Raw genomic sequence first — 12,281 nt, 5'->3', positions numbered from 1 at the left:
CTCGTGCGGAGGGCGGGTCCGGGCACACTTGTGCGGAAGGTGAATCGTTGAGACGTGCCAAGATCGTCGCCACCCTCGGGCCGGCGACGTCGACGAAGGAGACAGTCAAAGAGCTCATCGGGGCGGGTGTGGATGTCACCCGCTTCAACCTGAGCCATGGCGACCACTCCGTCCACGACAACAACTACGCGAACGTGCGGGCCGCGGCCGAGGAGCTCGGCAAGCCCGTCGCGGTCCTGGTGGACCTGCAGGGCCCGAAGATCCGTCTCGGCAAGTTCGCGGAGGGTCCCCACGACCTCTCCGTCGGCGACATCTTCAAGATCACGACCGAGGACATCCTCGGCACGAAGGAGATCGTCTCCACGACCTTCAAGGGCCTGCCGGGCGACGTCAAGCCGGGCGACTTCCTGCTCATCGATGACGGCAAGGTGCGCGTCAAGGTGCTGGAGACCGACGGCACGGTCGTGACGACCGAGGTCATCGTGGCCGGCCCCGTCTCGAACAACAAGGGCATCAACCTTCCCGGCGTGGCCGTGAGCGTTCCCGCTCTGAGCGAGAAGGACGAGGACGACCTGCGCTGGGGCCTGCGCAAGGGCGCCGACCTCATCGCGCTGTCGTTCGTCCGCGACGCCGCCGACGTGCAGCGCGTGCACGAGATCATGGCGGAGGAGGGCCGGTTCGTTCCCGTCATCGCCAAGATCGAGAAGCCGCAGGCCGTCGACCACCTCGAGGAGATCATCGAGGCCTTCGACGGGATCATGGTCGCCCGCGGTGACCTCGGCGTCGAGCTGCCGCTCGAGGCGGTGCCCATCGTGCAGAAGCGGGCCGTCGAGATCGCCCGCCGCCTGGCAAAGCCCGTGATCGTGGCGACGCAGATGCTCGAGTCGATGATCGAGAGCCCGGTGCCCACCCGCGCCGAGACGAGCGACGTCGCCAACGCCGTGCTCGACGGCGCGGACGCGGTGATGCTGTCGGGCGAGACGAGCGTCGGCAAGTACCCGATCGTCACCGTGCAGACGATGGCCCGCATCGTGGAGTCGACGGAGGAGCACGGTCTGGAGCGCATCCACCCGATCACGGCGCGCCCGCGCACGCAGGGCGGCATCGTGACGATGGCCGCCGTCGAGGTGGCGGACTTCGTGGAGGCGAAGTTCCTGTGCATCTTCACGGAGGGCGGCGACTCGGCGCGGCGCATGGCGCGCCTGCGCTCCCGCATCCCGATGATCGCCTTCACGACGGACGAGGCGATCCGCCGCCGCATGGCACTGACGTGGGGTATCCGCTCGGCGCTCGTCGAGCCGGTGGACCACACCGACCGGATGTTCCCGCAGGTGGACGACTACCTGCTGTCGAACGACCTCGCGAAGGTCGGCGACAAGGTGGTCGTGATCTCCGGATCCCCTCCCGGGATCGCGGGCTCGACGAACGACGTGCGCATCCACAAGGTCGGCGACGCGGTGCACGGTGCCGCGCCGGTGTACCAGAACGCGGGCTGAGCACGCGCGACGAGGGCGGGCGGACGCAGGGCGTCCGCCCGCTTTCGCGTAGGCTGGGACGAGGCCGGCGTGGCGGAATGGCAGACGCGGCGCACTCAAAATGCGCTGTCCTCACGGGCGTGTGGGTTCGAGTCCCACCGCCGGCACGAAGGGACGGTGGTGGGCGAGAACCCACACCGGGCCCCCGCGGCGGAGGCTCCGTGCGCCGCGGATGCGGCGTGCGGAGGGCCGTCGGGGCGGGGTTCGAGTCCCACCGCCGGCACAGGCGATTGAGGCGAGTGGCAAGCGAGCTTGCTCGCTTGTCCGAGCCGATTGAGCCTGTTGACGAGCGCGAAGCGCGAGGAGCACGAGTTGTGATGTTGCTGGGAGCGGGGCGCCGCGCGGCGCGCTCCCGGGCCCGGGCACGGCCTGCGATTAGGATGTATCTGTGAGCGAAGAGCAGAACGAGCAGGCCACGGCGCCGCGCCGTGTGGTGGTGGCCGAGGACGAGTCCCTCATCCGTCTCGACATCGTGGAGATCCTCCGCGACAACGGCTTCGACGTGGTGGGCGAGGCCGGCGACGGCGAGACGGCGGTCCAGCTCGCGACCGAGCTCCGCCCTGACCTCGTCATCATGGACGTCAAGATGCCGCAGCTCGACGGCATCAGCGCCGCCGAGAAGCTCAGCAAGAACCACATCGCCCCCGTGGTGCTCCTGACGGCGTTCAGCCAGAAGGAGCTCGTGGAGCGCGCGAGCGAGGCCGGCGCGCTCGCCTACGTGGTCAAGCCGTTCACCCCGAACGACCTGCTGCCCGCGATCGAGATCGCGCTGGCCCGTCACGAGCAGATCATCACGCTCGAGGCCGAGGTGGCCGACATGGTCGAGCGCTTCGAGACCCGCAAGCTCGTCGACCGTGCCAAGGGTCTGCTGAACGAGAAGATGGGCCTGTCGGAGCCGGAGGCGTTCCGCTGGATCCAGAAGGCGTCGATGGACCGCCGCCTGACGATGCAGGACGTCGCGAAGGCGATCATCGAGCAGCTCGCTCCGAAGAAGGGCTGAGCGGCCGCCCCTCGCCTCGTGCGGACGCGAGCGGTGGGGCGAAACCGCTCCTAGGCGCGCTCCTCGCGGATCATGTTCGTGATCCGGATCGTCGAGCAGCGGCGACCGTTCTCATCGGACACGACGATCTCGTGGACGGTGAGGGAGCGGCCCAGGTGGAGCGGCGTGCAGACGCCCGTGACGAGGCCCTTCGTCGCGGAGGACGTGTGCGTCGCGTTGATGTCGATTCCCACGGCGTAGCGGCCGGTCCCGGCGTGGTAGTTCGCGCTCATCGAGCCCAGCGATTCGCCGAGCACCACGTAGGCGCCGCCGTGCAGCAGCATGCGCGGCTGCGTGTTGTCCTCGACCGGCATGGTGCCGACGGCGCGCTCGAGCGAGAACTCTGTGAAGCGGATGCCCATCTTGTCGGCGAGGGCGCCGAGGCCCCGCTCGCTCACCCATGCCAGACCGTCGGTATCGCTCATCCCGCTCCTCACACTGCGATGTCCGCCGCCCTCGTTAGGCTTGCAGGGTGACGGACTCCGCAAAGCCTACCCTTCTCGTGGTAGACGGCCACTCGCTCGCATACCGGGCCTTCTACGCCCTTCCCGTCGAGAACTTCTCGACGAAGGACGGCCAGCACACGAACGGGATCTACGGCTTCCTGTCGATGTTCGTCAACCTGCTCAAGGCCGAGAAGCCCACGCACGTCGCCGTCGCGTTCGACACCGCGCGGGAGTCTTTCCGCACCCGGGAGTATGCCGAGTACAAGGCGAACCGGTCCGAGACTCCCGCCGAGTTCAAGGGGCAGATCCCGCTGCTTCAGGAGTGCCTGCAGGCCATGGGCGTGCCCGTTCTGGCCAAGCCGGACTTCGAGGCCGACGACATCCTCGCCACGCTCGCGACGCGCGGCGCCGCGGCGGGGTGGAACGTGCTCGTCTGCTCGGGTGATCGCGACACGATCCAGCTTGTGAACGACGAGATCACGCTGCTGTATCCCTCGGTGCAGGGGGTGTCGCAGCTCAAGCGTTACGACCCGCAGGCGGTGCGCGACAAGTACGGCGTCGAGCCCGAGATGTACCCCGACATCGCGGCCCTCGTCGGGGAGACGAGCGACAATCTTCCCGGCGTGCCGAAGGTCGGCGAGAAGACCGCGGTCAAGTGGCTGACGCAGTTCGGGTCGCTGGACGCGCTGCTGGAGGGCGCGGACACCATCAAGGGCGTCGTGGGCGGCAATCTGCGCGAGCATCTCGACGACGTGCGCCGCAACCGCCGGCTCAACCGCCTGCTGCGCGATGTCGAGCTGCCGCTCGGCATCGAAGACCTCGCCCGCCAGCCTCTCGACGGCCAGGCGGTGCGCGACATCTTCGCGCGCCTCGAGTTCCGCGCGCTCCTGCCACGCGTGTTCGAGGCGGCGGGCGTCGCCGACGAGCCGGAGCCCGCGGCGGTCATCGCGGCCGCGCCGCAGGCGCGGGAGCTCGCCGCGCCCGAGCTCGCCGCGTGGATCGAGGCGGCGTCGCCGGCCGAGGTGGCCGTCACCGTCACGACGCTCGCCGGCCTGCCCGATCGCCTCGGGCTGGCCGTGGGCGACGAGGTGGTCGAGGCCACGTGGTCGGACGATGTCGCCGGGGCGGTACGCGAGTGGCTGGCGTCGGACGCGCCCAAGGTGCTCTCCGACGCGAAGCCGCAGATGAAGGCTCTGGGCCGTGCGGGCCTGACGCTGCGTGGCCTCACGTTCGATCCGCTGCTGGCGGGTTGGCTGCTGCGTCCGTCCTTCCCCGACAAGACCCTGGCGCATCTCGTGGAGCGGCTGCTGGGCGAGAAGCTGCCCGAGGCCGATCCGTCGCAGCTCGTGCCCGAGACGGAGGGCGCCACGCCCGGGCAGTTGTCGTGGTACGTGCTCCGCGTCACGCAGGCGCTGCGCGACGACATGCCGGAGCAGTTGCTTCGCGTCCTCATCGACATCGAGCTGCCCACGGCCATGACGTTGGCCGACATGGAGCTGGCGGGCGTGGCGGTCTCGCACGCGAAGCTGTCGGATTTCTCGCGGGAGCTCGGCGCGCGCGCCGAGGCGCTTGCGCAGCAGGCATACGACGCCATCGGCCACGAGGTGAATCTCGGCTCACCCAAGCAGTTGCAGGAGGTGCTGTTCGAGGAGCTGCAGCTGCCGAAGACGCGCAAGACGAAGACCGGCTACACCACCGACGCCGGCGCCCTCGCCGACCTGCAGGAGAAGGCGCCGCACCCGTTCGTGGGGGTGCTGCTGCAGCACCGCGAGGCGACGAAGCTGAAGCAGATCATCGACGGCCTCGACGCGGCCATCGACGAGACCGGCCGGGTGCACACCACATACGTGCAGACGGGCAGTCAGACCGGCCGGCTCTCGAGCACCGATCCGAACTTGCAGAACATCCCGGTGCGCACCGAGGAGTCGAAGCGCATCCGCGCCGCGTTCGAGGTGGGCGCCGGCTACGAGACGCTGCTCACGGCCGACTACTCGCAGATCGAGATGCGCATCATGGCGCACCTGTCCGGTGACCCCGGGCTGATCGAGGCGTTCAACTCGGGCGAGGACCTGCACCGATTCGTCGGTGCGCGCGTGTTCGGCGTCGACCCCGCCGACGTCACGGCCGAGATGCGCACCAAGGTGAAGGCCATGTCGTATGGCCTGGTCTACGGCCTGTCGGCGTTCGGGCTGTCCAAGCAGTTGCGCATCGACCAGTCCGAGGCCCGGCAGCTGATGCTCGAGTACTTTGCGCGCTTCGGCGCCGTGCGTGACTACCTGCGCGCGTCCGTGGAGGCGGCTCGGGAGGTCGGCTACACGGAGACCATCTTCGGTCGGCGCCGTCCGTTCCCCGACCTGAAGAGCCCCAACCGCGTGCTGCGCGAGAACGCGGAGCGCGCCGCGCTGAACGCTCCCATCCAGGGCAGTGCCGCCGACATCATGAAGATCGCTTTGTTCCGCATCCACGACGACCTGCGAGGCATGGGCTCGCGCGTGCTGCTGCAGATCCACGACGAGCTCGTGGTGGAGGTGGCGCCGGGGGAGTGGGACGCCGTGGAGGGGATCGTACGTCGACGCATGGGCGGCGCGGCGGAACTGTCGGTGCCCCTGGACGTGCAGGTCGGCCGCGGCTCCGATTGGAACGAAGCAGCACACTGACGCCGGCCCGCGCCGGCCGGGACGGGCACCGCAGCCCGCTGACGATTGGATGACATGACCGAGGAACGCACTCCCACCGAGATCGACCGCATCGCGGACGCCTGGGTCGACACCTCCGCGCGCCTGAGCCCGGAGCTCGGCACCTATATCGGCCGCGACGAGGGCCAGGATCGGTTCAGCGACTACAGCCCCGAGGGTCTGGAGGCGTGGGCCGAGGCGGCGCGGTCGACTCTCGCGCAGCTGCGTTCCGCGGCCCCCGTCGACGACGTCGATCGCGTCACGCAGCGCGACCTGGGCGAGGAGCTGCAGCTCGAGCTGCAGCTGCAGGAGGCGCGCTGGCCGCTGCGCGACCTGAACGTGATCGAAAGCCCCTCGCAGCAGGTGCGCAACGTCTTCGACCTCATGCCCACCGACACCGCCGATGATTGGGTGACGATCGCCCGGCGCCTCCAGGCGGTGCCGGACGCGCTGGCGGGCTACACCGAGACGCTGCGCCGCGGCATCGCGGAGGGCGTCGTGCCGGCCGCACGCCAGGTGCGCGAGGTCGCCGGGCAGATCGAGCGGTACACGGCCGAGGACGGCTTCTTCGCGACCCTCGCCTCCGGCGCGGCGGCGAAGGAGGGCGCGCTTCCCGAGGCGGTGCGCACCGAACTCGACAGGGGCCAGCGCGCCGCCCGGGAGGCCTATGCCGACCTGCGGGCGTTCCTGCGGGACGAGCTGGCGCCGGTCGCGGGCGAGACCGACGGGGTGGGACGCGAGCTCTACGCGCTGCACTCGCGCAGCTTCCTGGGCGCCGTCATCGACCTCGATGAGACCTACGAGTGGGGCGTCGAGGAGCTCGCCCGCATGACCGAGGAGCAGGAGCGCATCGCCGACCGGATCAAGCCCGGCGCGAGCGTCGAGGAGGCGATCGCGTTCCTCGAGCAGGACGAGACCCGCAAACTGCACGGCACCGCGGCGCTGCAGGAGTGGATGCAGCGCACGAGCGACGCCGCGGTGGCCGAACTGGGACGCACGCACTTCGACATCCCCGAGCCCGTCCGCGAGCTCGAATGCATGATCGCGCCCACTCAGGAGGGCGGGATCTACTACACCGGCCCGACCGATGACTTCTCGCGGCCCGGGCGCATGTGGTGGTCCGTGCCCGAGGGGGTCACCGAGTTCGACACCTGGCGCGAGCTCACGACCGTGTATCACGAGGGCGTTCCCGGCCATCACCTGCAGATCGGACAGGCGGTGTACAACCGCGCCGAGCTCAACTCGTGGCGGCGACTGCTGTCGGGCCCCTCGGGCCATGCCGAGGGATGGGCGCTCTACGCCGAGCGACTGATGGAACAGCTCGGGTATCTCGAAGACCCCGCCGATCGTCTGGGCATGCTCGACGGTCAGCGGATGCGTGCGGCTCGGGTCGTCCTCGACATCGGCGTGCACCTCGGCAAGCAGAGGCCGGACGGGCAGGGCACGTGGGACGCCGGCTACGCCCTCGACTTCATGCGCCGCAACGTCAACATGGACGACGGCTTCGTGCGATTCGAGGTGAACCGATACCTCGGGTGGCCCGGGCAGGCGCCCTCGTACAAGGTCGGGCAGCGCATCTGGGAGCAGGTGCGCGACGCGTACGCGGCCAAGCGCGGCGCGGACTTCTCGATGAAGGAGTTCCACAAGCGGGCGCTCGACCTGGGCGGGGTCGGGCTCGACACGCTCCGCATGGCCCTCGTCGGCTGAGGTCGACTGTTCCCTTGAGGGCACCGGAAGCTCTCGGGTGGCCGGGGGCACGCGGGCGGTGCAGTTAGGGTCGCTCTGACCATTAGTATGGCGACATGACCTCACCCTCGTCGCGTCTCGACGCCCTGCCGCTCACGCGCGCTCACGCGCGCGTCCTCGCCGGATCGGGTGCCGGCTGGGCGCTCGACGCCATGGATGTCGGGCTGATCTCGTTCATCATCGCCGCGCTGTCGGTGGAGTGGGATCTCACCCGCGCGGAAACGGGCTGGATCACGTCGATCGGCTTCCTGGGAATGGCAATCGGCGCGAGCGTGGGCGGGCTGCTGGCCGACCGCCTCGGGCGCAGGCAGGTGTTCGCACTGACGCTGCTCGTGTACGGGATCGCCACCGGCGCCAGCGCGCTGGCGGGCGGTGTGGCGGCGCTGATCGTGCTGCGCTTCCTCGTCGGGCTCGGGCTCGGAGCGGAACTTCCGGTGGCGTCCACGTACGTGAGCGAGCTGGCGCCGGCGCGCATCCGCGGCCGGATGGTCGTGATCCTGGAGGCGTTCTGGGCACTGGGCTGGACCGCCGCGGCCGTCATCGGCTACCTCGTCGTCCCGCTCGACGAAGGCTGGCGGTGGGCGTTCGCCCTCGGGGCGGTGCCGGCCGTATACGCCCTCGTCGTGCGGTGGGGCCTGCCGGAGTCCCCCCGCTTCCTGGAGGCCCGCGGCCGGAACGCCGAGTCGGAGCGCATCGTCCGCCACTTCGAGGCCTCGCCGGCGGTGCGTGGATCGGCTCCACGTCCGCCGGCGGCCGTCGACGCTTCGGCCCCGGTGGCACGCCGCGTCGGAATCGCCGACCTCTGGGCGGCGCCCCTGCGGCCCCGCACCGCTGCGCTGTGGGCGGTGTGGTTCTGCGTCAACTTCTCCTACTACGGCGCCTTCATCTGGATCCCCTCGATCCTCTTCGAGCAGGGCTTCGACCTGGTCAAGTCGTTCGGATTCACGCTCGTGATCACGCTGGCCCAGCTGCCCGGGTACGCCGTGGCGGCGTGGCTCATCGAGGTGTGGGGCCGACGGGTCACCCTCGCGACCTTCCTGCTCGGATCCGCGGCCGCCGCCCTGTGCTTCGGCCTGTCGACGGCCGAGTGGCAGATCATCGCCGCAGGGATGGCACTGTCGTTCTTCAACCTGGGTGCCTGGGGAGCCCTGTATGCCGTGGGGCCGGAGATCTATCCGACCGCGATCCGTGGCACCGGCACGGGCGCGGCGGCGGGCGTCGGACGGATCGCGTCGATCCTCGCACCGCTGTTCGTTCCCTGGGCGCTCGAGTGGGGGAGCGTGGGCCTGCTGTTCGCGGTCTTCGCCGCCTTCTTCGTGCTGGCGGCCCTCGCGGTGATCCCGCTGATCGACCGCACCGGCCAGGCGTTGGAGACCGAGCCGGAGGCGGTCGCCGCATAGGCTGGGCCCATGGCGGTGCGGTACGTCGCGATCGGCGACTCGTTCACGGAGGGCGTGGGAGACGAGCTGGAGGACGGCCGCCCACGCGGCTGGGCCGACCTCGTGGCACAGGGCTGGGCCAACGGCACCGGCCAGACCGTGCAGTACGCGAACCTCGCGATCCGCGGCCGGCTCGCCTGGCCGGTCGTCGCGGAGCAGCTGGAGCCTGCCCTCGCGCTGCGGCCGACGCACCTGTCCTTCAACGGCGGGGGCAATGACATGCTTCGCCCGCGCACGACGATCGCCCACATCGCGGACGCCTTCACGCACGTTCTCCGTCGTTGCGACGAGGAGGGCGTCGCGCTCGTCCTGCTCTCCGGCGCCAACCCTTCCGCCGGCCTACCGCTCGGCAGGCTCATCCAGCGCCGCGGCGACGAGCTGTCCGACGCGGTGATCCAGCGCTTCCAGGGGCGGGATGACGTCGTGCGCGCCCTGAACTGGCCAGACCGCGAGCTCACGGCGCCGCGGTTCTGGTCGCCCGACCGCCTGCACATGAACACGCGCGGGCACCACCGGGTCGCCGCGCGGGTGCTCGAGGCGCTCGGGGTGCCCGCCGAGCCGACGTGGTGGGATCTGCCCGGCGAGGCCGCGCCGCACCTGCGCGCGAGCGAGTACTACCGGGAGCACGTGCTGCCGTGGCTGCGCCGACGCGTGACACGGACGTCTTCCGGCGACGGGCGCACCCCCAAGTACCCGGACTGGATCGACATCGAACCGACGGGCACGACCACGGGCGAGTGAGCGCGACGGCCGCGCCGCTAAGTGGCGGGGCTCTGTCGGCCTGAGTAGCGCTGACGTAGTCTCGGTCGTGTGAGCCTGACTCCGACCGTGCACGACGACATCGTCGAATCCGCCCTCGGTTACCTGCGCGACGGTACGAGCGTGAGCCTGCGTGGGCTGCCCGGATCGGGACGATCGACGCTGTTGGGGCGGGTGACGACGCAGCTGAACGCGGCGGGGTGGAAGACGCTGGAGCTGCGCGGCAATCCCGCACTGCGCGATCGGCCGCTCGAGGCACTCGCGATCGCCGGGCTCGTGCCGGCGAACCCCACCCACACACGCAGCGCGGTCGCGGCGGCCACGGACGCGCTGCTGCGGTCCATCGAGCCGCGGCGCACCGTCGTCGTGGTCGACGACGCCGACGATCTCGACGCCGCGTCGATCGGCGCGATCTCCAGCGCCATCAACCAGGTGCACACCCCGCTGCTGTCGTCGGCCTCGACCGCCCGGCGCGCCCCCGACCTCTCGCTGGCGGCGCTCGTCCGGCCCGGCGTGCGGCTCAGCCTGCCGCCGCTGGCATACGACGAGTCCGCTCAGCTGGTGGAGACGATCTGCCACGGGCCCGTCGACCGCGCCACGATCGCGCTGATCCACGGTCGCGCCGCCGGCCTGCCGGCGCTCGTGCAGGCGATCGCCGACAACGCCCGTCGTGCCGGCGTGCTGCGCCAGGTCGGTGGCATGTGGACCGCGGGGCCCGACCTGTGGACCCCGCACCTCGCGCGCACCGTGGAGTCGTTCCTCCAGGGGCTGTCGCTCGAGGCGCGCGAGGCGCTCACGCAGCTGTCGCTGGTGGGCCCGGTCGAGGTCTCGGTCGCGCAGCGGCTGACCGGCTGGCCGGCGCTCGAGGAACTCGACGAACGCGGGTTGCTCGCGTTCGATTCGGCTCCCGGCTCGGTCTCGGTCATGGTGTCACCGCCGCTCGTGGCCGATCATCTGAACCGCGAGCACGTCGGCGCCCGGCGACTTCGTGTGGTCGGCGAGATCGGGGCGGCGCTCGGGGCAGCGTCGGGCGGCTCATCATGGCCGCTGCCGACGACCGCTCCGGCGCCCACCGTCGCCGACTTCGATCCCGTCGCGGGTGATCCTCGCCACGCAGACGCGGAGCTCAACCGGATGGTCGCGGAGCGCCACGCCGCGCAGGTGCTCGTTCGTCGCGCCGAATGGGAGCAGCGGCCCGACGCCCGCACGACCCTCGCCTATGCTCGCGCGCTGTCGTACCGGGGCGCCGACCTGGCGCAGCTCGACGAGCTTCTCGCTGCGCAGGCCCCGGGCGCCTCGCGCGATCGGGCGCTGTTGGCCGCGTGGCGGGGCCTCAGCATCGCCTTCGGGAAGGACGACCCGGAGGGCGCCCTCGCGCACTTGGCGAGTGAAGAGAGCGAGCCGTGGCACGGCGTGCGGGCCGCGGCGGCGCGCCACGTGCGTCTTTTCTGCGATCGCGTGCCCGATGACGCGGAGCCACAGGACCGGGATTCCTCCGCGGTCGAGCCGCTGCGACTCGTGCGGGGCGAGGAGCTGCTGGCCCGGGGACGAGGTCGCGAGGCCCTCGCGCAGTTCGACGCCGTCGGTGACCCCGCGCTCGCGGCGAGCGCGCGGATCGGCCGCGGCCTGGCGCTGCTGCTCGCCGGAGATATCGATGCGGCCGAGGCGCACGCCACCCGCGGGTACCAGGAGGGCCGGTCGAGCCGCGATCCCGAGTTGCTCGTGCCGCACGGCTACGTGCTGGCCCTCGTGCACCATCTCCGCGGCGACGAGCGCGCCCTGCGGGAGAACCTCGGCTCGTTGCTGTCGGTCGACGCGGTCGCGCTCATCCACACCCCGTACCGGTTGGGTGCGCTCGTGCTCGCCGCCCGGGTGGCGGCGAGGGCAGGACGCTCGCGAGCGGCGCGCTCCCTTTGGGAGCACGCGCAGGCACTGGGCCGGCACGCCGGCCCCTTCCCCGCGATGGCGACGGCGCAGGCAGGGGCGCACGCGCGCCTTGCCGAGGGGGAGGCCGCCGAATCGGTGGCCGACGAGCTGTGGGCGCAGTTCGAGGAGCTGCGCGAGCGTCGGTACGTCGCGGCCGCCGTCGTCGCGGGGATGTGGGCCGTGGAGGTCCATCCGGACGCGGCGCGGGCGTCGGAGGTCGTGCGGGCGTCGCAGGAGACGGACAGCCGGCTGCTCACGCTCATCGGCCGCTATGCGGAGGCGCTCTCCTCCACCGATGGTGCGGCGGTCGCGCGCGCCGGCGAGGATCTCCTCAAGGCCGGTCTGCGCGGCCCGGGCCTCGTCCTGCTCGCGGCGGCCTCACGCCGTCTCGCCGCCTCGGATCCCGATCGCGCCGCCGACGTCCTGCGACAGGCACGCCGGCTGGCGACGAAGCTCGGCGGCGATTTCCCCCGCGTCGTCGATCCGGTCCCTCCCCGATCGGCGCTGACCGCTCGCGAGCGGGAGGTGGCGGAGCTCGCGGCGCAGGGCATGTCGAACCAGGAGGTGGCCTCGACCCTCATGCTCAGCGTGCGCACCGTGGAGAACCACCTTCACCGCGCCTTCCAGAAGCTCGACGTCGCGTCTCGCGCTGCGCTCGGCGAGGCGTTGCGGGGCGCGCAGTGAGCCGCCGGGAATGCGCCACGATCCATGGCGTT

8 protein-coding genes and 1 tRNA gene are annotated in these 12,281 nt (G+C 71.1%); 8 read left to right on the top strand and 1 reads right to left on the bottom strand.

Annotated elements, in window-relative coordinates; translation table 11 throughout:
- Positions 1-47: 47 nt before the first annotated feature.
- The 3 genes from pyk (at position 48) to N8N77_RS01120 (ending at position 2,535) form a co-directional block, all read left to right on the top strand.
- Complete coding sequence (gene pyk / locus N8N77_RS01130; RefSeq protein WP_261163983.1) at positions 48-1,496, top strand: pyruvate kinase; 1,449 nt, start codon at positions 48-50, stop codon at positions 1,494-1,496.
- Positions 1,497-1,559: 63 nt separating this feature from the next.
- Positions 1,560-1,642, top strand: a tRNA-Leu gene (locus N8N77_RS01125).
- Positions 1,643-1,923: 281 nt separating this feature from the next.
- Positions 1,924-2,535 (top strand): ANTAR domain-containing response regulator, encoded by a 612-nt coding sequence (locus N8N77_RS01120; RefSeq protein ID WP_261163982.1) that lies wholly within the window; start codon positions 1,924-1,926, stop codon positions 2,533-2,535.
- A 50-nt stretch (positions 2,536-2,585) separates the two neighbouring features.
- On the opposite strand, the gene N8N77_RS01115 is transcribed toward N8N77_RS01120, so the two are convergent.
- On the bottom strand, positions 2,586-2,999 hold the full coding sequence (locus N8N77_RS01115) for a hotdog fold thioesterase (RefSeq protein ID WP_261163981.1): 414 nt from the start codon (positions 2,997-2,999) through the stop codon (positions 2,586-2,588).
- Between the two features lie 47 nt (positions 3,000-3,046).
- Here N8N77_RS01115 and polA point away from each other — a divergent pair, with 47 nt between their 5' ends.
- From polA to N8N77_RS01090, 5 genes are all read left to right on the top strand, one after another.
- Positions 3,047-5,677: a DNA polymerase I gene (gene polA / locus N8N77_RS01110; RefSeq protein ID WP_261163980.1), complete on the top strand. Its 2,631-nt coding sequence runs from the start codon at positions 3,047-3,049 to the stop codon at positions 5,675-5,677.
- Between the two features lie 54 nt (positions 5,678-5,731).
- Entirely contained in the window at positions 5,732-7,402 is a 1,671-nt protein-coding gene (locus N8N77_RS01105; protein WP_261163979.1) for a DUF885 domain-containing protein, read from the top strand.
- A 95-nt stretch (positions 7,403-7,497) separates the two neighbouring features.
- Positions 7,498-8,841, top strand: coding sequence for an MFS transporter (locus N8N77_RS01100; RefSeq protein ID WP_261163978.1), 1,344 nt, complete (start codon positions 7,498-7,500; stop codon positions 8,839-8,841).
- 9 nt (positions 8,842-8,850) lie between these two features.
- Complete coding sequence (locus N8N77_RS01095) at positions 8,851-9,621, top strand: SGNH/GDSL hydrolase family protein (RefSeq protein ID WP_261163977.1); 771 nt, start codon at positions 8,851-8,853, stop codon at positions 9,619-9,621.
- 69 nt (positions 9,622-9,690) lie between these two features.
- Positions 9,691-12,249, top strand: a complete 2,559-nt coding sequence (locus tag N8N77_RS01090) for a LuxR C-terminal-related transcriptional regulator (protein ID WP_261163976.1) — start codon at positions 9,691-9,693, stop codon at positions 12,247-12,249.
- Positions 12,250-12,281 lie beyond the last annotated feature (32 nt).

The sequence above is a fragment of the Microbacterium sp. Marseille-Q6965 genome (assembly GCF_946151065.1).
GTDB lineage: Bacteria > Actinomycetota > Actinomycetes > Actinomycetales > Microbacteriaceae > Microbacterium.
The sequence above is the reverse complement of the archived record's forward strand: the minus strand, read 5'-3'. Positions and strand labels throughout refer to the sequence as shown.